This is a genomic window from Granulicatella sp. zg-ZJ (assembly GCF_010892355.1).
Taxonomy (GTDB): Bacteria; Bacillota; Bacilli; order Lactobacillales; family Aerococcaceae; genus WM01.
This window is the reverse complement of the sequence record NZ_WNJY01000031.1, coordinates 1-22577: the sequence shown is the minus strand read 5'-3', so window position 1 is coordinate 22577 and position 22577 is coordinate 1. Positions and strand designations below refer to the sequence as shown.

Genomic DNA, 22577 nt, shown 5'->3' with positions numbered 1-22577 from the left:
TTTAATCATACAACACCATTCTCAGTGGCAGAAAAAGAATGTGAAAAAGGTAGTGAATGGTTAATGCCATTCACTACCAACATACTCACTATTTCTCTCCACCAACACAATTTGACGAAGAGCCTAATTAAAAAAGCAAGTAGTTTTAATCTACTTGCCTATTTGGTTTGGATGCAATTAGTTCTAAATCTCCAGTCAACCTAATTTCTTGTGTCCCAAATGGTAAAATAAACGAATGAGATAAAGAGAGCTTATACTCCCTCTCATCTATTCTCATTTTTCCTGCTCCTTTTATCACAGTCACCAAATAATAGCCTTCGTCTAAAAAAATAGACATTTGTCCATCTACTTGCCATTTCCAAACACTAAAATAGTCATTACTCAAATAATGATGCACATAACCATCTTCTATATCGTGTCTAGCATCTTTCAAAACTGGATGCTGATGTGGAAATCGTGTCACAGCTAATGATTGTTGAATATGTAAGTCCCTTTGATGACCTTGTTCATCCACTCTATCATAGTCATATACACGATAGGTTGTATCTGAATTTTGTTGTGTTTCTAATATCACAATACCTTTTCCGATTGCATGGATGGTACCATGAGGCACATCGAAAAAATCACCAGCTTGAACAGGTATTTCAAGAAATAAATCTTTCCATTCTTGTTTCTCAATTTTTTCTTTAAACTCTTCTTGTGTTTGAGCTGTGTGCCCATAAATGATTTTGGATCCTTCTTCTGCTGAAATCACATACCAGCATTCTGTTTTCCCTAATTCTCCCTCATGTTCTAACCCATAAATATCATCGGGATGTACTTGAACAGATAAATCATCACTAGCATCTAAAATTTTTGTAAGCAAAGGGAAACGCTCCTCTACCTTACCACCAAAATAATCTGGATATGTTTGATAAAATGTATCCAATCCCATACCTTCAAACATTTTTGGAGATATAATTGTTGATACACCATTCGGATGTGCACTAATGCTCCATGATTCTCCTATTTTTTGACTAGGTAAGAGCATACCAAATTCTGTTTCTAATTTGTTACCTCCCCATATTTTTTCCTGTAACACAGGCTTTAAAAAAATGGGTTCCTTATTATCTACCATAAATTCTCTACACCTTTTTCTAATAATTCTATTTGTAATATAGTTTCCTCATCTTTGACTAGTTTTTCTTTACCCAACACAATCGTATCGTGTAAATGCTCATAAAAATATTTATAATGACCTTTCTCAGATACAATTTTTTCTTCATGGATACATCCCAAATCGTCTACATACGTTAAAACACCATAATCTTCTAAGGTATCTACTCCAAAATCATCATGCTCTGGCATATAAAAATACTTCAAATGCTCTTCTTGCCTATCTTTTTTGTCTTTTATAAATGTACCTTTCATTCCATAAACAACAAAACTCGGTCTTGGTTTTATTCTAAAATAACTTGATTTAACAGATACTTTCATATTTTGATAATATAAATCAATATCAAAATAATCATTCATACGTCCTTCACCTAAAAGTTGACGAACATCAAAATGCGTACTTGTAGGTACTCCAAAACAAGAAATCACTTGATCCAATGTATGACAAGCATGCGTGTACACAAAACTATCCTCTACATTGAATATTTCCGTTCCTTGTGATACTTCAGGTCTAAAATAATCAAAATGCATATCTATTTCATAAATATCTCCTAATTTTTGACTATCTATTACTTTTTGAACAGTTAAAAAATCACTATCAAAACGTCTATTTTGATAACATTCCAATATTAACCCTTTTTCTTTTGCTAGCTGAAATAATTCCTTAGCTTCTCTAGCTGTTTTCACAAAAGGTTTTTCAACTAAAACATGCTTCCCATGCTCCAATGCCAACTTAGCATATTCATAATGTGATGCCATAGGCGTTGTAATGACAATAAGATTTACGGTAGTATCTTTTAATAAAACATCTAAATCTGTTGTATAAGTGACATAAGGCTGTTTTTCCCACTCTGATTTAAAATGACGAACATACACATATTTCACTTTAAATTTATCTTTCAATGTTCTGACAAATGGCAGATGATAACGATTTGTACTTTTCCCATTCCCAATATACGCAAGTGTTAACATATTATACCTCTTTTATATTTTTATCAAACTAACTATATCATTCTCAACCTTTTTTCAAAAGTATTTTTATCTCAAAATAACAAAAGAAGATGATTGCTACTCATCATCTTCTTTTGTTTCTTCTTGTTTTTTCTCTTTTTCTTTATCAAATAATGCTTCCACATCAATAAATTTACTCAATCCATTTGTTAGCTGCTCAATTTGTTTTTCAATAAAATCTTTATCTTGCAATGCCATTTAAACACCTTCTTTTTTTAGTTTATCTGCAAATGCAACAATTTTTCGTAAACGATGATTTATTCCTGACTTAGAAACCGTTTCTCCAACAATCATCTCTCCGATTTCCATTAAACTAGATTCTGGATACGAAAGTCTTAGCTCTGCCACTTCTTTTAATTTTGGTGGCAATTCGTCTAGACCTACTTTTTCTGCAATGTAATTGATCGCTTCAATTTGTTTACTTGAGGCATTGATAACTTTACTTAAATTGGCATTTTCACAATTCACAATCCGATTAACCGAATTTCTCATATCTCGAATAATACGAATATCCTCAAATTTCATCATACTATTTAATGCACCGATAAGCACAAGAAAATCTGCAATTTTCTCAGCCTCTTTAATATAGGCAATATACCCATTGCGTCGTTCAATAATACGACCATTCATATAAAAGCGATTTATCATATCACAAATATCTTGACTATGGTCTTCATAGTTTGAATAAATTTCAAGGTGATAACTACTCTTTTCAGGATTATTAACAGAACCTCCTGCTAAAAACGCCCCTCGTAAATATGACTTTACTTTCTGCTCATTATTTTTAATATTTTTAGGTACTCTTGTTTGGAAAAACAAACCATCCATAATACCTAAATCCGTTAAAATTTCTTTTGTGCCTGTTTTTAAACGTACAATATAAATATTATTTTTCTTTAACTTCATTTTACGACGAACAAGTAATTCACTTTCAACATCATAATGATCTTTCAATAACGTATACATACGTCTAGCAATAGCTGCATTTTCTGTTTGCACATTTAAAATAAACTTTTGCTGATACAAACTGACTGCCCCATTCATTTGGATAAGCGCTGCAAGTTCCGCTTTGGCATGTTCCTTATGAACTTCTAAAGACGTTAATTCTTTTTTCACTTGAGCCGCATAAGACATGTTATCACCACCTTTCTTATCACTATTTTTTATTTTTCAAATACACTGTTTAATAGTGTCATCAACTCTTCAACTACTTTTTTACCGTCGTGGAACGCACCATTTTCTTTCATTTCTAAGAAATTTGTCGAAATCACACGACATCCTTCTCCTCGTAGACCGTCAAAATGGTGCTTCACTTGTAATAAATACTCTTCGCCTTTTTGTTGATTTAAATAATCATCTGGTACAGTTTCTGTATTAACAAGAACCGTATCAATGAACATCTGCTTTAAATGGCGATGCAACACACGTACATGATCGGCATCTGTAAAGGATTCTGTTTCTCCTAATTGCGTCATAATATTACAAATATAGACAATTTGCGCTTGTGTTTTTAAAATCGCTTCAGATACATTCGGAATCATTAGATTAGGTAAAATGCTTGTAAACAAACTTCCCGGACCTAACACTAACATATCTGCTTCTTCAATTGCTCTAACCACATCACTTGAGGCATGCGCATCTTCAATAGAACCGTCTTTCGTCGTCACATGAACATGCTTAATACGTTTTCTCTCCTTAGCAATAGCAGACTCACCACTAACGACTGTTCCATCCATAAACGTGGCATGTAAAACAAGAGGCTCTTTAGCTGCCGCATAGACTTGCCCTTGAATTTTCATCATACGTGACAATTCTTGAATAGCATCAAAAATATTATCACGCATTTCACTTAATGCCGCAATAATCAAATTGCCAATGGCGTGCCCTGCAAAAAATTTATCTTCGGAATTAAAACGATATTGAAAAATATCTAAATAAACATCGTCCAATGTCGATAAAGCCACTAAACAATTACGAATATCTCCTGGCGGAATAATATTGACATAATCTCGAATAATGCCACTGCTTCCTCCGTCATCAGCTACTGTCACAATCGCCGTAATATCAATTGGATATTGTTTCAATTCTTTTAATAAAACCGGCAGCCCTGTTCCACCACCAATAATGGTTACTTTCTTTTTTCTCATGAGCGATTCACCGTTTCTTTTCGTTTATCTTTATCTCGATGTGTAATATTGACCGGATAACCACTTACCATTAAACTATTGCCCAAACGTTCCGTTAATGCAACAGAACGATGTTGCCCTCCAGTACAACCAATAGCAATAACCACAGATGTTTTTCCTTCTTTTTTGTACCCTGGCACAATATAATCAATCAGCCCTTCAAAACGCTTATAAAATTCACTCGTTTCAGGCTGTTTCATCACATAATCATACACTTCTTCATCCAATCCCGTCAATGACCTTAGCTCAGGAACATAATGTGGGTTTGGTAAAAAACGCACATCCATAACAATATCGGCATCAATCGGCACACCATATTTAAACCCGAATGACATCACTTCAATATGAAACACCGCACGATCATCCGACTTAAATTGCGTCATAATATTTTCTCTTAATTGTCTAGGAGAAATATTCGTTGTATCAATCACAATTTGTGCACGTGTTTTTAAATCAACAAGCAACTGACGCTCACGGCTGATGCCGTCGGTTATTAATCCTGTATTCCCAACAAGCGGATGTGTACGCCTTGTTTCTTTATAACGAGATACTAACGCTTCATCTTGACAATCTAAAAAGAGAATACGTGTTCTCACAAGCGCTGTATTGTCAAAATCAATAATGGAGTCCATAATTTCATCGAAAAAGGCACGACTTCTTAAATCTATCACAAGCGCAATACGTGTGATTTTGCCACTCTCTTTTACAATATCCCAAAATTTCGTCAACAAACTCGGTGGCATATTATCGACACAAAAATATCCCAAATCTTCAAAACTTTGCATTGCCACTGTCTTACCAGCACCACTCATTCCTGTAATAATGACTAATTCTAACGCTTCTGCCATTGTCTATCTCCTTTTCTTTTAATAACACCATTATATCACAAAAAAGATAGCAAATGGTTCTATCATTTACTATCTCTTCTCACTTCATTTTATATAAAGATACCTTTTGTATAAACAGCTTTTCTAACTAGAAACCAACCTTATTTGTGATTGCCACACGATAGACAGTTTTCATTAGATAGTATTTTAGAATAGCGTTAAATAACGTTCTAGTTCCCACTTCGTCACTTGTGTGCGATAAGATTGAAACTCCAATGTTTTTTCTGCTATAAAATTCTGTTGAATATGTTTACCTAAAGCATTTTTAACAACTTCATCTTTTTCAAATTCATCAATAGCCTCTAATAAATTACCCGGTAAATCTAAAATACCATTATCAAGTCTATCTTTAGCAGACATTTGATAAATATTACGATTAACTGCTGCTGGTGGCATTTTTTTATTCACAATACCGTCCAATCCAGACTTAATCAACACAGACAATACTAAGTATGGATTTGCCATTGGATCAACACTTCTCAACTCTACACGTGTCGAATTTTCTCTTGAGGCTGGAATACGAATTAACGGCGAACGATTTTGCCCACTCCAAGCTACGTAAACAGGTGCCTCATACCCTGGTACAAGGCGTTTGTATGAATTAACTGTTGGATTACAAATAGCTGTAAAACCTCGAGCATGCTCCAATAGCCCTGCAATAAAATGCATCGCTGTATCGCTCAATCCGTCTGGGGCATCTTTATCGTAAAACACATTTCCGTTTTCATCAAATAAAGACATATTACAGTGCATCCCCGAACCATTGATCCCATAAACAGGTTTTGCCATAAACGTTGCATGTAAGCCATGCTGACGTGCCACCGTTTTTACAATCAATTTAAATGTTTGAATATTATCACACGCATCAAGAGCATCAGCATACTTCCAATCTATCTCATGTTGTCCTGGCGCAGCTTCATGATGACTTGCTTCAATATCAAATCCTAACTCTTCTAATTGTAACACAATATCACGACGACAATTTTCCCCTAAATCCGTTGGTGCTAAATCAAAATAGCCACCTTCATCGTTTAATTTCATCGTTGGATTGCCGTATTCATCTAACTTAAATAAGAAAAATTCTGGTTCTGGCCCTAAATTAAAATCCGTAAATCCTAACTCTCTCATTTCAGATAAGACACGCTTTAAATTCGCTCTCGGATCTCCTTCAAAAGGAGTACCGTCTGGATTATAAATATCACAAATCAAACGTGCAATTTTTCCTTGTCCATTATCCCACGGAAAAACTAACCATGTTGATAGATCTGGATACAAATACATATCACTTTCTTCAATACGCACAAAGCCCTCAATAGATGAGCCGTCAAACATCATTTTATTTGCTAATACTTTTTCTAACTGACTAATAGGTACTTCAACATTTTTGATTGTTCCTAATATATCCGTAAACATTAATCTTAAATATCGAACATCTTTTTCTTTAACATCTTTTAATACTGTATCTCGCGTGATTTGTTTTTTCATTTTTCTCTCGTCCTTTATTTAAATTAACGATCATGTCGCCACTCTTGTTGATTCATCATTTCTTGATAAAAGATACGTCTAACATCTTCATCTGTTAAAAACTTTTGAGCAGGTTGCTCTTTTTCTTTTTCAACTTTTGTATATTTCTTTTTAATCGCAACAATTGTTAGACCTTCTGCTAAATAATCTTTAATTTCTAACAATTTATCAACATCATTTAAAGAATACAAACGTCGATTTGTTTGAGAACGTTTTGGTATAATCAACCCTTGTTCTTCATAATATCGAATTTGTCTAGCTGTTAAGTCCGTCAGTGTCATCATTGTCCCAATCGGAAAAACCGGCATTGAACGTCGTATTTCTTTACCCTTCATAAAACTCTCCTTCACATGAAGAACACTTATACAAGTGTTAGGACCTAGTCACATTATAGCACTCTGATGTAAAGTAATGCTACATTATTATGCTATCATATAAAAAGTTCTACATTCTTTCAAGAAAAAACTCCCTTATCATGTTACAAAATATAACATAACCACCAAAAGATGAACACTCATCTTTTGGTGGTTTCTACATCATCATAACGGTGTCACACAGACGCACTCCGGAGCAATCGCTTCTTTATCTTGTAATGTCAATACACCTGTTTTAGTATCTCGGCTAAACAATGATAACACATCGTCGTCTTGATGACCGATAATAATAAAATCTTCTGTTTGATTAAAATGAAAATCTCGTGGTGTTTTTCCCTCTGTTTTTATCCATTGAATTGGCTCTAAAACACCACTATTATTAACTTTATATACAACAATACTATCGTGCCCTCGGTTAGACGCATACACAAACTGTCCATCGCTCGTCACCCGAATCGCTGCCCCTCCACTCCAATCTGTATACTCTTTTGGTAATAAAGACACCGTTTCTATATGCGTTAAAACACCTTTTTCATAACGACAAATATCAATCTCATTAGATAATTCACCTAATACATAAACAATAGGTAATGTTGGATGTTGAACAAGATGCCTTGGTCCAAATCCAGCTTTTGTTTGATAACAAAACACCTCTTTTACCTCTCCGTTTACTTTCACATCAAACACATGCACCTTATCTGTCCCTAAATCACAAACCATTAAATACTCACTTGCTCTATCCATTTGCACATAATGTACATGAGATGATTGTTGATTTTCATGTACACTTGATCCTTCAAATTGCACAGACTGAACCACATCTAATCCATCATCTGTGATAGCTATCACATCAAAAAAACCTTGATGATAGTTTGCACTAAAAATCAACTGACGCTTTTTATCAAATGACACATAACATGGTGGATTGACACCTTCTGTTAACGCCGCTGCAATTTGACGATACGCATCATCTTGTTTTTCTAATAAAGCAACACCTGCCCAGTCCCCTTCTTTCACAACAGAAAAGGCAAAATCTCCCACTGTTGTCACATATGTTGGGGACTCTATTTCAAGAGCTAATCTAACATTCGTTATTTTCTTTTTATCTGTATCTAATGTTGCAAAAGATACTCCTTTATTACGTCCTTTTGTATACCCACCTAATACTAATGTTTCCATACATTTCTCCTATTCTTGATGATACGCTTGGTAAACATCTTGCTTTTTCATTTTTTTCATTTTCGCCACGTACTTAATGGCTTCTTTCGCTGTCAGATCTTGCTCCTGCATAACTTGTAAAACACACTCTTTCAACGGCAAATCTACCATCTCTTCCTGACTATCCTCATCCGATGTTCCTGACACTAATAAACATATCTCACCTTTTAACTCGGTTTCTTCTAAGTATATTTGAATTTCTTTTAAACTGCCTCTTATATATTCTTCATATCGTTTCGTTAATTCACGACAAATAACAGCCTGCCTCGTTTCATCAAATACATTAGATAACACTTGTATTGTCTTTTTAATCCGATGTGGTGATTCATAAAAAATAAGCGTTTCTTCTCGTGACTTTAATTGCTCAAGCACAAATATCTGTTCTTGTTTTTTTCTAGGTAAAAAACCATAAAAATAAAATGGTTGAGGCGATAAACCTGACGCTATCAGCGCCGTTAGTCCTGCACTCGCTCCTGGAATTGACACTACCGGAATATGCTGTTCAAGACAAGCAAGTACCAATTCATGTCCTGGATCACTAATGGACGGCATACCCGCATCACTCACTTGCGCAATACTTTCCCCTTGATGTAATTTATCAATTAAATAGTCAATCTTTTCCATAATATTATGTTCATGCAGACTTATTTGAGGTGTTTTTATATGAAAATGATTTAATAATTTTTTTGTCTGTCTAGTATCTTCAGCGGCAATCAAAGTAACCTCGTCTAACAAACGAACCGCTCTATAGGTCATATCTTCTAAATTCCCAATAGGCGTTGGAATTAAATATAAAATTCCACTTTGGCTATTTTCAAAACTCTTTTGAATGTGCATGTTTTATATACGCTTCTTTCTCTTTTTTACTTAATTTTTTAAACATTGCTTCTTGCTTTGTTGCCATGGATCGTGTTGGAAAACTTTCAACATGAATAACTTTTACCGGACGTCTTGTTTTTGTGTATTTTGCTCCCTTATCCGATGTATTATGCTCTAATTCTCTTCTAGCAACATCTGTTGTATATCCAGCGTAAAATGTATTATCCGCACACATTAGTACATAAAAATAATGATTCTTACTCTCCATATAAAATACTCCTAACAGGCTCGATATACTCATTTTTCTCATTAAACACAATGATAGGTGGAATTATCTTAATCCCTTTTTCCTTTCCTTGCTTAACTGCCTCAATCAATACCATATTGGCATCTTTTTCTTTTTTCGGATGCACAAAACACATCTTTTTAGGGACTAATTGATGACTTTTTAATACTGTTAATAATTGAAGCAATCTATCGGGACGATGAACACAATACAACTTTCCACCATTTTTTAATAATTGACTACTCGTGGATACCCACTCATCCAGTGTAATGGTTAATTCATGCCTTGCCAAAGCAATCGCATTTTCTTCATGTATATTTGCATAATCTTCTGTTGTAAAATAAGGTGGATTACATGTGATAACATCAACAGATCCTCTATCAAACCACTTTTGTGCATCGTTATAATCACCGTGAATAATCTTTACTCTATCTTCGAGATGATTTAATGTTACCGTACGTTGTGCCATATCCGCTAAAATTTCTTGATATTCAATGGCATAAATAGGATTATTTGTTTTAGCAGATATCATAAAAGCAACCGCGCCATTCCCCGAACACGCATCTAAAATACATGCTTTTTTATTCCTAGGCAATTCAGCAAAATGTGCAAGGAGAACCGCATCTAAAGAAAAAGAAAAAACTTTCTTGCTTTGAATAATCTGAATATTTTCTTTTATCAATGTATCCAAGCGCTCATGTTCATATAGTTTCATGATGTTAACTCCTTACTCTTTATCTTCATAAGTATACCAATTCTTACATAAAAAAAGAAGTACTCCGTAGGTACTTCTTAAAAATCATCTTTTGTCGGTGTGACGTCTTTTCTAGTATTTGTTTTTTGATATGTTTGGTAATAAGTATAGTGTCTACTTTTTTGATACGATTCCAAAGGAATAATCAGTATGCCTAAAATGTAAATCCATAATGTTGTTGAAAAAGTTATTATAGAACTAATGGCAACAATGATGCGTATCACTGTGACATCTATATTAAAATATTCAGCTAAACCACCGCATATCCCGGCAATACGTCTATCCGTTCTTGATCTTGTTAATTTTTTCGCCATCTCTATTCCTCATTTATCTGCTATTATGCTCATTGAACATTATTAGTATAGCATAATTAAAAAATTTTTTATCCTGCTAAAGACTGACTTGTTGTTTAAAAATAATATTATATAATATAGTTAAAAGCATATTATATTTTATATGCTTTCAAAATAAAGGAGAAAAAAGATGACATTTGAAGAAATTTTACCCTATATCAAAGCAGGCAAAAAAGTAGTCAGAACCGGCTGGAAAGGTGGAGAACGATTTATCCAACGTCAAGAATCACTTCCGTACGTTGAAAAATCAACACCTTATTTAATTATCCAAACAGAAAGTGATTATTATAGTATGTTTAACCCTACCGTATGCGACATTTTTGCAACAGATTGGACTTTGGTGGACTAAATGTTTATAAATTATAACGTTCTCGTTACGGGTAGCTCTAGCGGTATTGGAAAAGCACAAGCCGAAGCTTTTTTAGAACAAAACGCCATTGTATACGGATTTGATAAACAAAAAAGTCAGATAACACATCCTAATTATCATCATATCATTGGTGATGTTTGTCTTCGAGAGGATATTGCCAAACTACCAAAATCCATAGATATTCTTATCAATAGTGCCGGTATCCTAGATAATTACATGCCTAGTTTAGAAACTAGCGAAGATCTATGGGATTGTATTATGACAACCAATGTAAAAAGTATGTTTTTAATCACAAATCACGTATTAAACAACATGCTAAAAAAACAACAAGGTATCATTATCAATATGGCATCTATAGCCGGTTTTCTGGCCGGCGGTGGCGGAGCAGCTTATACAGCAAGTAAACACGCTGTTATTGGCTATACAAAACAATTAGCATACGATTACGCCTCTAAAGGTATTCGCGTCAATGGCATCGCTCCTGGTGCTATCAAAACATCCATGACACAAGCCGACTTTGAAGGCACTGGAGATACAGCAAAATGGGTAGCTGAACAAACACCAGCAAAAAGATGGGCATTTCCAAATGAAATTGCCGACGCAACTATTTTCCTCGCTAGCTCAAGCGCCGCCTATCTTCACGGGCACATTCTCACCATTGACGGCGGTTGGAGTATCAAATAACCACTTTTATAACTAAAAATATTGACTTATGATACAAAAACACATATAATAATTAAGTGGTTCTGTTTCAGTAGCTCAGCAGGATAGAGCATTCGCCTTCTAAGCGAACGGTCGGGGGTTCGAATCCCTCCTGAAACGTCATCTATTAAAGTATGTCATGATATGACATACTTTTTTTGTTTACTACATACCCTAAACAAAGCAATCCCCATATACCATTCTAATAGTATGATACAGACGCTTCTTTTTCAAAAATCCATTTATCTCTTATTTAATTTACATACCCATTCCTTTACTAAACGGAATTGTTGCCGAACTATTAAACTATTCATCTATAACTCTTTTTTATTATTCATTACTTAACTTTTATTTTACAAACTAGCTATTTACTGTTACACTCTCACTATCAATAAAAAACAAAGGAGAACATAATGAAACAAAGCTACTTTGACGGAGGTTTACTCAGCCTTGTTGGACACATACTTTTCGGCACCATAATCACAGTTCTAACCCTTGGTATTTGTTATCCTTGGGCGATATGCTTAATCTACCGTTGAAAAACAAAACATACTGTCATAGAAGGACACCGACTAATATTTACCGGAACAGCTATGGGACTTTTTGGAAATTGGATAAAGTGGTTACTTCTAAGCATTATTACACTAGGTATTTACTCATTTTGGGTAGGCATCAAGCTAGAACAATGGAAAACAAAACATACTTTTTTCGCAAATTAAAAAACTATCACATATCCTAAGTTGTAGAAAGGAATCCATTATAACAGAGAGGAAAACTGATTTTATATGTCAGTTACCCTCTTCATGATTCTACAAGAAAGCATTTTTATAAATGAAAAGCAGACATTATTTTAATATCTGCTACATCGCTTTTGCTTTATTCAAGTAAAATCTTCAGATAACATCATTCTAAAAAGGCAGTGAATGGGTAATACTACCACCATCACGAATATGCTCACTATTTCTCTCCACTAACACAATTTGACGAAGAGCCAAAAAAATAGACAAGGTTATTAAAACCTTGTCGTATAAACAATACCGGCGGCCGGGGTCGAACCGGCACGCCCGTGAGGGCACTGGATTTTGAGGAACCTAAAATTAGTTTTTTATCATTTTTTATGTTGATTTATCAACGTTTATCGTTATTTATATTAAAATAAAACTAACTAAATTTTAGAAATTCAGAAACTATTAAGACACTCAATTTGCAAAAATCGCACTCAAAAAAGCAAAAGGTGAAGACACTACAAAACGTATCTTCACCTTTCTTTTTATATAAAAACGTTCATTTTACTATACAAAACTATATTTTTATTTTTTAATCTATTTCTCTTTTCGTCTACGAACAACAACGCCTGCTCCAAATAAAGATAATACCCCTGCGAATAACGTATGTGCATCTGATGTACCTGTATGTGGTAGTTTTTTCATATTTTGTGATGCATCAGCACTATTCTCTAAAGTAAGTTTATTTGTATTCTCTAGCTTTGGTTCAATTTCTGATTTTATTTTAAATTTATGATGAATATCTATTGGACGAATTGGTTTTACCACGTCGTTTTGTTTTTCCAACTCTTTTGTCAAACGTTCTACTTCTTCCACTGATATGGTTGGTAATGGGTTAACCGTTGGGTAATCTTGTGGTAGATGTGTTAGTTGTTTGGTTAAACGTTCTACTTCTTCCACTGATATGGTTGGTAGTGGGTTCACTGTTGGGTAGTCTTTTGGCACACTCACAATGTCGTTGACGTCTAATGTTGGCAATGCGTCTACACGTGGTGTTTCTTTTGGTACCCCATGAATGCCGTTGTTTGTTTGTACCAACTTGATGCTTTCTTGTAAGTCGTATAAACGTTTCACGTATGTGTATGCGTCATGTACGGCGTTAAACGTTGCTTTGGCAAGTGCAACATCTTTTGCCGCTTGTGCTTTAGCCGCTTTGGCGTTGTCTAGTGCGGTTTGTGCATTGACGATCGCTTCTTCTAACGCTTGTGGGTCACTGGTTGCTGCTTGTTTGTCGCTTTGTGCTTTAGCGAGTGCACTATTGGCAGCTTTGATTGTGTTTTCTAAGTCGCTCACACGTTTTTGTGCATCATGTGCGTCTTTGGTTGCTTGTGCCAATGCTTGTTTGGCATTGTCCAAGGCCGTTGTCGCTTGTGTTAAACGTGCTTGTGCAGCCGTTAATGCGCTTTGATGTGCGGCATCATTGTTGATCGCTTCTTGTTTGTTTGCTTCTAAACGTGTGATCGCCTCTTCAAAATCGGTCACAATGCTGTTTTGTCCAGCTAATTGGTTAGATAATGTGGTACGACGTGCTTGAAGACTTGTCAACTCGTCTTGTAACGCTTGTTTGCCCGCACCTTCAGACACGTTCGTGACATAACGGAAGGTCGTATTTGGCACGAAGAACACTTGTTTGGCGTTTTCGGTTGGTTGAACATCGTCAATATTATCGTAAGTTGTATTCTCATTGTAAGCATTTTCGTTTTTATCAATACGTAAGAACATCCCTGTTTCCGGTGTGCCGTACTCCATTAATGATACGTCTCGATTTAATTTAAACACATTAAAGGTTGCGGTGTATGATGTCCATGTTTGGATCCCTGGGTATTGATCTGGTTTGGCTGCAATCCCTAAGATGAAATCTCCATCTGCTTGTAACAACGTGATAGCGTGTCCGTAGTTTGGGTGTACGTTGTTGTATTCAGAGAACCAGTTTAACAAGATACGGTAGGCAAATTCTTTATCTGACATGAAACGTTTGTCCATTGGCATGTCCAAAATGTTTTCGGCTGAATTTGGTTTGCCACCTGGATAGTTTGACGCATGCGAGAAGGTCTTCACCAATTCTTTGGCATGATAATCCGCAAATTTACGATGTTCTGGATTTGTGGATACGGTCACATGTCCCGGTAAATTGTTGATGCGTTTTAACTCATTGATGTAATCCGCCACATGTTCCATAATTTTATCAATGTTTGGTGTGTATTCGGCATGCTCATCAATCACAATCGTTTCGGTTACGGGTTGACCATGATATTCGACGTCTTCCATAAATTCCAAACGTTTTCTCTCTTGTGCATCGTCGGCTGGATTGGTTTGTTTTAATTCTTTTTGTGTTGGCGTATAGTCACGAATGGCACGTTCTTTATCCGCAATCTCTGTATTGACCGCGTCTAAATCACGTTGGATGTTGTCACGAATGCCTTGTGCATTGACTTTTTGCGCTTCTTTTTCTTTGATTTGGTCGTTTAACGCGTCTACCTCAGACGAACTTTGCGCACGTAAGGCATCTACGTCTTTTTGAGCGTTCTCTTTGTCGCGTTGTGCGTTTGACACAGCCGCTTCTTTTGTGTCTTTGTCTTGGTTTTTCTCTGTGACCTCTTGTTGGGCATGTGGCAATGCGTTTTGTGCCTCATCACGTTTTGCCGTTTCGTCTTGAATGGTTTTTTCAATCTCTGGCAACGCTTTGGCTTTATCCTCCGCTAAGACTTTGGCACGTGTCGCCTCATCAACGGCTTTTTGTTTCTCATCTTCATCACGTGCTGCCTCTTTTAATGTTGCTTCTTTTTTTGCGACATCTTGTTCCGCAATATCTTCATTCTTTTTGGCATCGTCAACGTCACTTTTAGAAATTTCTATAGTACGCTTTTCAGATACTTCAGTAGAGGCTAAATCATTTACTGGTCCTACTTCTTCAGCTTGTACATTTTTCACTTGTGAAGTAACACCTATAATTGTTGCCAAAGCTATTGCTGATGAACTTATCTTATTTAGTAATTTTGTCATAACATATCTCCTTTTTTATAGATGAAATAGATTACACGCACATCTTACCACAAGAACGTATTGTTTACAATACTTTTATAAACAAATGTATCGTAAAGTATCCTTATTTTCTATGTATAGAACCTTTATGATTAAAGTACGGAAAAAACTCGTATGGGAGGGGAGATAAATGCAAGATGATTTGCAAGATTATATCGCAACCAGAATTAAATATTTTAGAAAAGAAAGGCAAATCAGCCAAGAAAAACTAGCTGAATTAGCGGGGTTAGGTGCAAAAGCTGTCCAACATATCGAAGGTAGAAAATACGATTTTAAAATACAAACAATTTCTAAAATATTAGTTGCCCTCAACATATCTAAAGAAGAATTCTTTGAATTACCTACTTTTAAAGAAAATCATGAGCTTATCGTTGAATTTATGAACAGTTTGAAACAATTATCTAATCATAAACAAAAAATGGTTTTACAATCTTTCATTGATATTTTAAAAAATATAGAATAAATCACTCTTGATAGAAACATAAAAAGTGAATTAACGTGATACCCATGTTAATTCACTTTTTCATTTATATTTTGTATACGTTTTCAAATTTTGCTGTATTTCGGTGTGAAAGACGTACGTCTTTCACACATATAATGGGGTTCCCCCACACCCCTTCTTAACCTTGAAATATTATATTTATTTCAACGTTATCACTTATCATCTAACCGTTTATCCTATCTCTAATTAGAATATAGTCGACTTTTACAATTCTTGTCAAGTGCTTCCTTGAAATTGTAACACAAATTTAATAATTAAAAGCCCCCTCAAAAAAAAAAAAAAAGCAAATATTACGGGGGCTTTTTTTGGGGAAGCACAAGATAAAAAAAATAAAATAAAACGAAAGCAGGTAAAAAAATGAACAAAAAAAACAATTATACCAAAACACTAGCAAATGAAGCATTAAACGGATTGAGCCTTTACTTAGTCGGTCCACACGTCGTCCCACAAAAAAAATATGTTGACGGCAAAGTAACGGATGAAATCACAGGATATCAAGTTTGGTGTGCTACAAGAGAAGATAATCCTTTTAAAATAAAATTCAACGCCGAAGACAAACCAGACTTAAGAGAATTAGAGATTGGTGATGAAGTTATCTTTGAAAACTTAGAAGCCATTCAAATCAACAACAAAATTTATTTCCGTGCCACCGGCATCGAAAAAGCCTAGTTTGACATAGAGATAGTGATAAACGATTAGATGATAATAGTGATAATGATAGACCATAAGAATATTATAAAGAAAGGATATGTATATGCACTCAAGAGATACTCTACAAAATCTTAGTTCAGCATCTGCCAATTATCTAACAAAAATTTTAAACACCGCCTTGCCTTTAAATGGAGAGAACAGCTATACCAACTCATACAGCATTCAGTTAGAAAAAAATGACAAAGGATTTTTCTTCATTCCTCATTTGCCTGTTTCCTATCCGATTGACAGAAAACTCTATTTCCAAATCGCAGATATCTGTTCTGCTGTCCTCTATCCCTATAAAACTTTACTCGTACAAAATAACGCTTATTTTACACCATACAACGTAAAAGACCCTAATCTAGCTCGTGCTTTCTTTTTTCCTTGGATAGACGGCATCCCTACTAGGTTAGAAATTGAGCGACTAAATCGGTTTATAGAAACATCTGTAAAAGAAGAAAAAATTCCTATCATGGCAAATAACGTTTCCTTAAACATGAATGAAGTTGTACATATGGCTATTAGCGGATCAAGTGGTTCCGGAAAATCGTACTTTGTAGAATATTTAATCCGCTGTCTTCATTCCTTTACCGACCAAATTGTGTTAGTTGACCCAAAAATGGCAGATATTTTTATCCTTGGAAAAGAATTGAGATTAGAAACTCTTTCTCCTCACCGTGGTTCAAATCTAAATAGTTTTATAACAGATGTTAACGAACTTTTAGGACGTGCTATCAATATGATATACGAGCGACAAGAAATGCTACTCAAAAATCCTAAAGCTAATTTTAAACGCTCGTATATTATCATAGACGAACTTTTAGCACTTGTTCAAGGAAGCCCTAAACAAGCACGTGAAACGTTCGCTCAACTCTTAGGCACTATCGCACTTCTTGGACGTGCTACGAAAACATCTCTTATTCTAATATCTCAACGTTTTGATGCTCCAGCTTTTGGAGGTAACCTAGCTGTTCGTGAACAAATCAACTGTTCCGTTATCTTAGGGGAAATCAACAGTAACACAACTCAATTTTTATTACCGAATGCTCATGTTGATAATATTGTTGTACCAATAGGGCACGGAACAGGCATCATTAAATTGGTTAACGGAAAAAATGATAATCATATTATGCCTCTACTAACACCAACGTATAAAAAAGAAAGGGAGAACAACCTTGAATAAATACAATTTTTTTACCAAAACAATAATTATTTTAGTTGTCAATTTCATTCTTGAAGGATTTTTTCAGTTCGTAAAAAATTCTTCTCCACTTCCTGTTTTAACTAAAATAGTTACAAATATCTTACTCATACAAGACGTTCTAAACATATGTGTATACATACTCTTAGTGAGTTGCTTTATTTTTGAATATTGTTATCGAAAGTTAATCAAAGATACAATAAAAAATAGTTTAAAATCACTTGCTGCAACCATTCGCATAAAAAATTATTGTCGATTTCTGACATCAAGTAAATCTCTCAACCACAACATACCACAAAGTAGTCAAGATAAGATTTATTCAATCGCAAATCGTGTCAGAAGTACCATTCAAATTGAATACTTTAATCAACAGGCAATCTTTACTATATCTTTAAATGTACCTATGCAAGTTGAAGAAATTTGGAAAAGCAACTTTCAAAAAATAAAAGAAAAACTTCATCAATTAGATACTGACTATACTTTCTCAGATATTACTCTTATAGAACCACTAACAGCCACCTATGGTGCTACGGGAACGAAAATAACAAATAAAGAAGATGTAGCCCATTGTTGAAAACTAAATGGGCTACATCTTCTTTCTATTTACAAAACTGTGTTAAATAGAAACAAATTAGGATGTATTCATTATTTATATACTACATTTTTGCGTGACAGGTCTTGGCATTGTCACGCAAATCGTTGCTGTGCAACTGTGTCATAAAAACAAGAAAGGTATCATTATATGACTAAACAAACAGAAACTGAAACAAAAGAACCCCGTGTACGCTCTGTCATGTATACACAACAAATTCGTTTACTAAAAGACAAAGATTGGAAACGTGAAACAAAACGAATTGTAAATACTGTTGAACCAAAATATTGGGCATCTATCTTACACGATAAAGATCTAGATGACGACGGAAAGCCTGTTGAACCTCATTTACACCTCATGCTCTATTTCTCACATGCAAGAAGTCCTAAAAGTATTGCTTGGGAAATTGATGAAAAAGAGGGACTACGGAAAAATGCTAAAACCGAAAGATTAGAATTTTTCAAAAACCCAAACAATGGATATAGTTATCTCGTACATCGAACAACAAATGCTTCAGATAAATACCAGTATCCCTTAGAAGATGTTTTTAGTAATTTTGATTTCACTGAAAAAATTGAACAAATTACCAGAAATATTACTCGTAAAGCTCAAATGAAAGACAGTGAACTAATCAATGAATTATTAGACCTCTTATATGACGGAGATATAACTCTTAAAGAAGTAGAAAATATTTTGACAGGTAGTCAATATGCTAAAGCAGCTAGTCGTATAAAAACCGTTATGTTAAAACGACAAGAAGTTCTTTTAGCGTCTTATATCAAAGAAATGACAAATAATCAACTTCATAAAGAAATTATTTATATTTACGGAAAATCCGGAACAGGTAAAACTAGATTAGCTACTAACTATGCAACCAAAACGTCTCACACCTACTTTACAACAGGTTCAAGTAAAGACCCTTTTCAAGACTATCAAAATGAACCCATTGTTATTATTGACGAACTGCGCCCTGAAACATTTAGCTATGATGACCTACTAAAAATTTTAGACCCGTATAATTTTAATGTTATGGTTCCTGTTCGTTTTTTTGATAAAGCACTTAGTGCAAAAATGATTTTTATTACCAGTCCTTATTCTCCTTATGAATTATATTCTGAAATCCTTACTAAGAAAAAAGGGAACCCTCGTATTGATAGCTTTGAACAACTAGAGAGGCGTATTGGATTAACCCTATACATTGATAAACATTATATTTATTCATCTACCTTTGAACCTAGAACAAAAACATATATTCCCATTCAAGATAAAAAACAAAAAAATCCATTTTATGAAAACCCTATCTATGTACATGATGAACAAAAACTATTCGATAAAATTATCGAACCTATGAAAACCAAAAATGTATAAAAAGACTACCTAGTCTATCTTTTAAATTTTTAAACCTAACGAAAGGAAACACTCATGAATTATATTACCATTACCAAAGACGAACTTATTCATTTAGGATACACTCCTACAACTGCAAAAAAAATTATTCGACAAGGAAAACAACTACTTGTCGAAAAAGGTTTTTCTTTGTACAATAACAAACGAGTGGGAACTATTCCAATTAAAGTTGCTGAAACTATTCTTGGATACGAAATCAAAAAAGAAAACTAAGTTTAGAAGAAATTCTAAACATGTTTTCTTTCTGCAAATTGAGAATGTCATTGTTTAGAATTTCTTCTATGTAAGGATAGACACTATGACAATAAAAAAACAAATAAATGGAACATATACCGTAGATGTAAGCGGAGGATACAACTCTGTAACTGGTAAACAAAAAAGAATTGTCCGTAAAGGAATACGAACCAAACAAGAAGCTATCAATATCGAACAACATCTACGTATTGTTGAATTACACGAAAACAGATACGGAAAATCCGTACAAATCGACCCACTTTATCACTTACTAAAAAAGGAGGATATGATAAATAATAGAAAACTAAGCTATATCACAACTCAAGAAAATAATTATAATCGTCATATATTCCCCTATTTTAAAAATACCGATATTAAAAAAATTACTTATGACGATATATACGATTTTAGAGAGCATCTGAAAAAGAAATCTCATCGGCAATTTAAAGATAGAACATTAAATAATAATAGTATCAATAAAATCATGATACTATTAAAAAAGATTTTAGATATTGGTGTTAAAAAAGGATATTACCAATCCAATCCTATGACACTTTTAAAAAAGCTTCCAACAACTAAATCCTCTATCCAATATTGGACACTAGAAGAATTTCTCCATTTCAAATCTCTTTTTCAAGAAGATGAATACAATATGGAATTATTCTTCACACTTCTTTATTTTACAGGTATGAGATTAGGAGAAGCTCTTGCACTTAAATGGTCAGATATTAACTTTCAAAATGCAACAATCACAATAAATAAAACCGTTTATCGACAAAATGGAAAAAATATTATTGGAACAACAAAAACAAAAACTTCAGATCGTATTATTTCTATCAATTCTAAATTACTTAATGAGTTAAAGAACTGGAAAGACAAGCAATCAGAAATTTTAAAAGACTATATAAACAATTCATCTGACCTACAATGTATTCAATCTAATCTTTTAGAAATCGGTAAAAATAGTATTGAAAAAATATATAAAAAAGTTCTAACTCGCGATACAAATATTAAACGTATTCGTATTCATGATTTTAGACACTCTCATGCTTCTTTACTTATCAATCAAGGGGAAGATTATCATATCGTAAAAGAACGACTAGGTCACGCATCTATTGCGACTACGATTGATACCTATTCACATTTATATCCAAGTAAGCAAAAAAGCCTAGCTGATAAGCTAGACCTTTTGTACTAAAATTTCTCACCATAAGAAATTTTAAGAAACTTTACGTTGATTTTTACGCTTCTCAACGTATAAACAAAGTCGCACAAACCTTGTCGTATAAACAATACCGGCGGTCGGGCTCGAACCGACACGCCCGTGAGGGCACTGGATTTTGAGTCCAGCGCGTCTGCCAATTCCGCCACGCCGGCTTATCATAAAACTTGTGCAAAGGCGGTAACCGGATTTGAACCGGTGATCAAGGTTTTGCAGACCCGTGCCTTACCACTTGGCTATACCGCCATAATACAAACTGGGGTAGCTGGATTCGAACCAACGAATGACGGAGTCAAAGTCCGTTGCCTTACCGCTTGGCTATACCCCAATAAAAAGGGCGATCGACGGGAATCGAACCCGCGAATGCCGGAGCCACAATCCGGAGCGTTAACCACTTCGCCACGACCGCCATAATACTAGTAAACAGGGGTAGCAGGAATCGAACCCACACCAAAGGTTTTGGAGACCTTTGTTCTACCTTTAAACTATACCCCTAGGTAGTTTAAATACTTTTAATGGAGGGGGGCAGATTCGAACTGCCGAACCCTAAGGAGCGGATTTACAGTCCGCCGCGTTTAGCCACTTCGCTACCCCTCCATATTAAGAAATAAAAGTGGTTCAGGACAGAGTCGAACTGCCGACACCTTGAGCTTCAATCAAGTGCTCTACCAACTGAGCTACTGAACCATACGGTCCCGACGGGATTTGAACCCGCGATCTCCTGCGTGACAGGCAGGCATGTTAACCCCTACACCACGGAACCACAATAATATGAGAAAGTGGAGGTTAACGGGATCGAACCGCTGACCCCCTGCTTGTAAGGCAGGTGCTCTCCCAGCTGAGCTAAACCTCCAACTAATGACCCGTACGGGACTCGAACCCGTGTTACCGCCGTGAAAGGGCGGTGTCTTAACCGCTTGACCAACGGGCCATAACAAAATAAAAAACGGAGAGTAAGGGATTCGAACCCTTGAGACAGTTTCCCGCCTACACGATTTCCAATCGTGCTCCTTCGGCCTCTCGGACAACTCTCCAGAATCCAAATATTCTCCAACTCCGCAAGTAGGACTCGAACCTACGACATCATGATTAACAGTCATGCGCTACTACCAACTGAGCTATTGCGGATAAACCAAAAGCGTGGCAACGTCCTACTCTCACAGGGGCAATGCCCCAACTACCCTCGGCGCTAAGAAGCTTAACTTCTGTGTTCGACATGGTGACAGGTGTGTCCTTCTTGCCATCATTACCACACTTTCT

At 35.1% G+C, this 22577-nt stretch carries 23 protein-coding genes, 13 tRNA genes, 1 rRNA gene and 1 pseudogene; 11 read left to right on the top strand and 27 right to left on the bottom strand.

The window, feature by feature from the left end; all coding sequences use genetic code 11:
• Positions 1-145 precede the first annotated feature (145 nt).
• From manA to GMA11_RS08110, 13 genes are all read right to left on the bottom strand, one after another.
• Positions 146-1117: a mannose-6-phosphate isomerase, class I gene (gene manA / locus GMA11_RS08170; RefSeq protein WP_163546663.1), complete on the bottom strand. Its 972-nt coding sequence runs from the start codon at positions 1115-1117 to the stop codon at positions 146-148.
• Positions 1111-2127, bottom strand: a complete 1017-nt coding sequence (locus tag GMA11_RS08165) for a Gfo/Idh/MocA family oxidoreductase (RefSeq protein ID WP_163546662.1) — start codon at positions 2125-2127, stop codon at positions 1111-1113. Before GMA11_RS08165 ends, manA begins: the two co-directional genes overlap by 7 nt.
• A gap of 96 nt (positions 2128-2223) precedes the next feature.
• Entirely contained in the window at positions 2224-2364 is a 141-nt protein-coding gene (locus tag GMA11_RS08160; protein WP_163546661.1) for a hypothetical protein, read from the bottom strand.
• The gene (gene whiA / locus GMA11_RS08155) at positions 2365-3300 is read right to left on the bottom strand and encodes a DNA-binding protein WhiA (RefSeq protein ID WP_163546660.1); all 936 of its coding nucleotides are present in this window, start codon (positions 3298-3300) and stop codon (positions 2365-2367) included. It lies immediately after the preceding gene.
• 29 nt (positions 3301-3329) lie between these two features.
• Positions 3330-4313, bottom strand: coding sequence for a YvcK family protein (yvcK, locus tag GMA11_RS08150; RefSeq protein ID WP_163546659.1), 984 nt, complete (start codon positions 4311-4313; stop codon positions 3330-3332).
• Positions 4310-5200, bottom strand: a complete 891-nt coding sequence (gene rapZ / locus GMA11_RS08145; protein WP_163546658.1) for an RNase adapter RapZ — start codon at positions 5198-5200, stop codon at positions 4310-4312. Before rapZ ends, yvcK begins: the two co-directional genes overlap by 4 nt.
• Before the next feature lie 186 nt (positions 5201-5386).
• Positions 5387-6724 (bottom strand): type I glutamate--ammonia ligase, encoded by a 1338-nt coding sequence (gene glnA / locus GMA11_RS08140; RefSeq protein WP_163546657.1) that lies wholly within the window; start codon positions 6722-6724, stop codon positions 5387-5389.
• A 23-nt stretch (positions 6725-6747) separates the two neighbouring features.
• Complete coding sequence (locus tag GMA11_RS08135) at positions 6748-7098, bottom strand: MerR family transcriptional regulator (RefSeq protein WP_163546656.1); 351 nt, start codon at positions 7096-7098, stop codon at positions 6748-6750.
• A 204-nt stretch (positions 7099-7302) separates the two neighbouring features.
• Entirely contained in the window at positions 7303-8316 is a 1014-nt protein-coding gene (locus GMA11_RS08130; RefSeq protein ID WP_163546655.1) for a lactonase family protein, read from the bottom strand.
• 9 nt (positions 8317-8325) lie between these two features.
• Complete coding sequence (rsmI, locus tag GMA11_RS08125; RefSeq protein ID WP_163546654.1) at positions 8326-9192, bottom strand: 16S rRNA (cytidine(1402)-2'-O)-methyltransferase; 867 nt, start codon at positions 9190-9192, stop codon at positions 8326-8328.
• A complete protein-coding gene (locus tag GMA11_RS08120; protein WP_163546653.1) occupies positions 9170-9442 on the bottom strand; it encodes a GIY-YIG nuclease family protein in 273 nt (90 codons plus the stop codon). The genes rsmI and GMA11_RS08120 overlap by 23 nt, the downstream gene beginning before the upstream one ends.
• Entirely contained in the window at positions 9432-10175 is a 744-nt protein-coding gene (locus tag GMA11_RS08115; protein ID WP_163546652.1) for a tRNA1(Val) (adenine(37)-N6)-methyltransferase, read from the bottom strand. The genes GMA11_RS08120 and GMA11_RS08115 overlap by 11 nt, the downstream gene beginning before the upstream one ends.
• Before the next feature lie 77 nt (positions 10176-10252).
• Positions 10253-10528, bottom strand: a complete 276-nt coding sequence (locus tag GMA11_RS08110; RefSeq protein ID WP_163546651.1) for a PspC domain-containing protein — start codon at positions 10526-10528, stop codon at positions 10253-10255.
• 169 nt (positions 10529-10697) lie between these two features.
• On the opposite strand from GMA11_RS08110, the gene GMA11_RS08105 reads away from it, so the two are divergent.
• From GMA11_RS08105 to GMA11_RS08090, 4 genes and pseudogenes are all read left to right on the top strand, one after another.
• Entirely contained in the window at positions 10698-10916 is a 219-nt protein-coding gene (locus GMA11_RS08105; protein WP_163546650.1) for a DUF2829 domain-containing protein, read from the top strand.
• Entirely contained in the window at positions 10917-11621 is a 705-nt protein-coding gene (locus GMA11_RS08100) for a 3-oxoacyl-ACP reductase (RefSeq protein WP_163546649.1), read from the top strand.
• Between the two features lie 64 nt (positions 11622-11685).
• A tRNA-Arg gene (locus GMA11_RS08095) sits at positions 11686-11759 on the top strand.
• 290 nt (positions 11760-12049) lie between these two features.
• Positions 12050-12358: pseudogene (locus GMA11_RS08090) on the top strand (DUF898 family protein).
• 603 nt (positions 12359-12961) lie between these two features.
• Here the strand turns inward: GMA11_RS08090 and GMA11_RS08085 are convergent.
• The gene (locus tag GMA11_RS08085) at positions 12962-15427 is read right to left on the bottom strand and encodes an LPXTG cell wall anchor domain-containing protein (RefSeq protein ID WP_163546648.1); all 2466 of its coding nucleotides are present in this window, start codon (positions 15425-15427) and stop codon (positions 12962-12964) included.
• Positions 15428-15596: 169 nt separating this feature from the next.
• Here GMA11_RS08085 and GMA11_RS08080 point away from each other — a divergent pair, with 169 nt between their 5' ends.
• From GMA11_RS08080 to GMA11_RS08050, 7 genes are all read left to right on the top strand, one after another.
• Positions 15597-15929, top strand: coding sequence for a helix-turn-helix domain-containing protein (locus tag GMA11_RS08080; RefSeq protein ID WP_163546647.1), 333 nt, complete (start codon positions 15597-15599; stop codon positions 15927-15929).
• A 396-nt stretch (positions 15930-16325) separates the two neighbouring features.
• Entirely contained in the window at positions 16326-16637 is a 312-nt protein-coding gene (locus GMA11_RS08075) for a hypothetical protein (RefSeq protein WP_163546646.1), read from the top strand.
• 85 nt (positions 16638-16722) lie between these two features.
• Positions 16723-17844: a helicase HerA domain-containing protein gene (locus GMA11_RS08070; RefSeq protein WP_370516584.1), complete on the top strand. Its 1122-nt coding sequence runs from the start codon at positions 16723-16725 to the stop codon at positions 17842-17844.
• Positions 17837-18436: a hypothetical protein gene (locus tag GMA11_RS08065; protein WP_163546644.1), complete on the top strand. Its 600-nt coding sequence runs from the start codon at positions 17837-17839 to the stop codon at positions 18434-18436. The genes GMA11_RS08070 and GMA11_RS08065 overlap by 8 nt, the downstream gene beginning before the upstream one ends.
• A gap of 168 nt (positions 18437-18604) precedes the next feature.
• Positions 18605-19822, top strand: coding sequence for a Rep family protein (locus GMA11_RS08060; protein WP_163546643.1), 1218 nt, complete (start codon positions 18605-18607; stop codon positions 19820-19822).
• Between the two features lie 54 nt (positions 19823-19876).
• Positions 19877-20074 carry a DUF3173 family protein gene (locus GMA11_RS08055; RefSeq protein WP_163546642.1) on the top strand — a complete coding sequence of 66 codons (198 nt, stop codon included), beginning with the start codon at positions 19877-19879 and terminating at the stop codon, positions 20072-20074.
• 85 nt (positions 20075-20159) lie between these two features.
• The gene (locus tag GMA11_RS08050) at positions 20160-21293 is read left to right on the top strand and encodes a site-specific integrase (protein ID WP_163546641.1); all 1134 of its coding nucleotides are present in this window, start codon (positions 20160-20162) and stop codon (positions 21291-21293) included.
• A gap of 95 nt (positions 21294-21388) precedes the next feature.
• Here GMA11_RS08050 and GMA11_RS08045 read toward each other — a convergent pair.
• From GMA11_RS08045 to rrf, 13 genes are all read right to left on the bottom strand, one after another.
• Positions 21389-21472: transfer RNA gene (locus GMA11_RS08045), tRNA-Leu, on the bottom strand.
• A gap of 20 nt (positions 21473-21492) precedes the next feature.
• Positions 21493-21563 (bottom strand) — tRNA-Cys (locus GMA11_RS08040).
• Between the two features lie 10 nt (positions 21564-21573).
• Positions 21574-21645, bottom strand: a tRNA-Gln gene (locus GMA11_RS08035).
• Positions 21646-21653: 8 nt separating this feature from the next.
• Positions 21654-21726: transfer RNA gene (locus GMA11_RS08030), tRNA-His, on the bottom strand.
• Positions 21727-21741: 15 nt separating this feature from the next.
• Positions 21742-21812, bottom strand: a tRNA-Trp gene (locus tag GMA11_RS08025).
• A 21-nt stretch (positions 21813-21833) separates the two neighbouring features.
• Positions 21834-21914, bottom strand: a tRNA-Tyr gene (locus GMA11_RS08020).
• A gap of 17 nt (positions 21915-21931) precedes the next feature.
• Positions 21932-22004 (bottom strand) — tRNA-Phe (locus tag GMA11_RS08015).
• 3 nt (positions 22005-22007) lie between these two features.
• A tRNA-Asp gene (locus GMA11_RS08010) sits at positions 22008-22080 on the bottom strand.
• Between the two features lie 17 nt (positions 22081-22097).
• A tRNA-Val gene (locus GMA11_RS08005) sits at positions 22098-22170 on the bottom strand.
• A 6-nt stretch (positions 22171-22176) separates the two neighbouring features.
• Positions 22177-22248, bottom strand: a tRNA-Glu gene (locus tag GMA11_RS08000).
• 16 nt (positions 22249-22264) lie between these two features.
• Positions 22265-22351 (bottom strand) — tRNA-Ser (locus GMA11_RS07995).
• 20 nt (positions 22352-22371) lie between these two features.
• Positions 22372-22445: transfer RNA gene (locus tag GMA11_RS07990), tRNA-Asn, on the bottom strand.
• 10 nt (positions 22446-22455) lie between these two features.
• Positions 22456-22571: ribosomal RNA gene (gene rrf / locus GMA11_RS07985) — 5S ribosomal RNA — on the bottom strand.
• Positions 22572-22577: the final 6 nt, after the last annotated feature.

Excerpts from the sequence above, each read along its gene's own strand:
- GMA11_RS08050 (WP_163546641.1), top strand. The coding sequence starts at position 20,160 with ATGACAATAAAAAAACAAATAAATGGAACATATACCGTAGATGTAAGC.
- GMA11_RS08075 (WP_163546646.1), top strand. The coding sequence starts at position 16,326 with ATGAACAAAAAAAACAATTATACCAAAACACTAGCAAATGAAGCATTA.
- GMA11_RS08115 (WP_163546652.1), bottom strand. The coding sequence starts at position 10,175 with ATGAAACTATATGAACATGAGCGCTTGGATACATTGATAAAAGAAAAT.
- glnA (WP_163546657.1), bottom strand. The coding sequence starts at position 6,724 with ATGAAAAAACAAATCACGCGAGATACAGTATTAAAAGATGTTAAAGAA.
- GMA11_RS08165 (WP_163546662.1), bottom strand. The coding sequence starts at position 2,127 with ATGTTAACACTTGCGTATATTGGGAATGGGAAAAGTACAAATCGTTAT.
- GMA11_RS08130 (WP_163546655.1), bottom strand. The coding sequence starts at position 8,316 with ATGGAAACATTAGTATTAGGTGGGTATACAAAAGGACGTAATAAAGGA.
- GMA11_RS08055 (WP_163546642.1), top strand. The coding sequence starts at position 19,877 with ATGAATTATATTACCATTACCAAAGACGAACTTATTCATTTAGGATAC.
- rapZ (WP_163546658.1), bottom strand. The coding sequence starts at position 5,200 with ATGGCAGAAGCGTTAGAATTAGTCATTATTACAGGAATGAGTGGTGCT.
- manA (WP_163546663.1), bottom strand. The coding sequence starts at position 1,117 with ATGGTAGATAATAAGGAACCCATTTTTTTAAAGCCTGTGTTACAGGAA.
- GMA11_RS08160 (WP_163546661.1), bottom strand. The coding sequence starts at position 2,364 with ATGGCATTGCAAGATAAAGATTTTATTGAAAAACAAATTGAGCAGCTA.
- GMA11_RS08110 (WP_163546651.1), bottom strand. The coding sequence starts at position 10,528 with ATGGCGAAAAAATTAACAAGATCAAGAACGGATAGACGTATTGCCGGG.
- yvcK (WP_163546659.1), bottom strand. The coding sequence starts at position 4,313 with ATGAGAAAAAAGAAAGTAACCATTATTGGTGGTGGAACAGGGCTGCCG.
- GMA11_RS08070 (WP_370516584.1), top strand. The coding sequence starts at position 16,723 with ATGCACTCAAGAGATACTCTACAAAATCTTAGTTCAGCATCTGCCAAT.
- GMA11_RS08105 (WP_163546650.1), top strand. The coding sequence starts at position 10,698 with ATGACATTTGAAGAAATTTTACCCTATATCAAAGCAGGCAAAAAAGTA.
- GMA11_RS08080 (WP_163546647.1), top strand. The coding sequence starts at position 15,597 with ATGCAAGATGATTTGCAAGATTATATCGCAACCAGAATTAAATATTTT.
- GMA11_RS08085 (WP_163546648.1), bottom strand. The coding sequence starts at position 15,427 with ATGACAAAATTACTAAATAAGATAAGTTCATCAGCAATAGCTTTGGCA.
- whiA (WP_163546660.1), bottom strand. The coding sequence starts at position 3,300 with ATGTCTTATGCGGCTCAAGTGAAAAAAGAATTAACGTCTTTAGAAGTT.
- GMA11_RS08120 (WP_163546653.1), bottom strand. The coding sequence starts at position 9,442 with ATGGAGAGTAAGAATCATTATTTTTATGTACTAATGTGTGCGGATAAT.
- GMA11_RS08135 (WP_163546656.1), bottom strand. The coding sequence starts at position 7,098 with ATGAAGGGTAAAGAAATACGACGTTCAATGCCGGTTTTTCCGATTGGG.
- GMA11_RS08100 (WP_163546649.1), top strand. The coding sequence starts at position 10,917 with ATGTTTATAAATTATAACGTTCTCGTTACGGGTAGCTCTAGCGGTATT.
- GMA11_RS08060 (WP_163546643.1), top strand. The coding sequence starts at position 18,605 with ATGACTAAACAAACAGAAACTGAAACAAAAGAACCCCGTGTACGCTCT.
- rsmI (WP_163546654.1), bottom strand. The coding sequence starts at position 9,192 with ATGCACATTCAAAAGAGTTTTGAAAATAGCCAAAGTGGAATTTTATAT.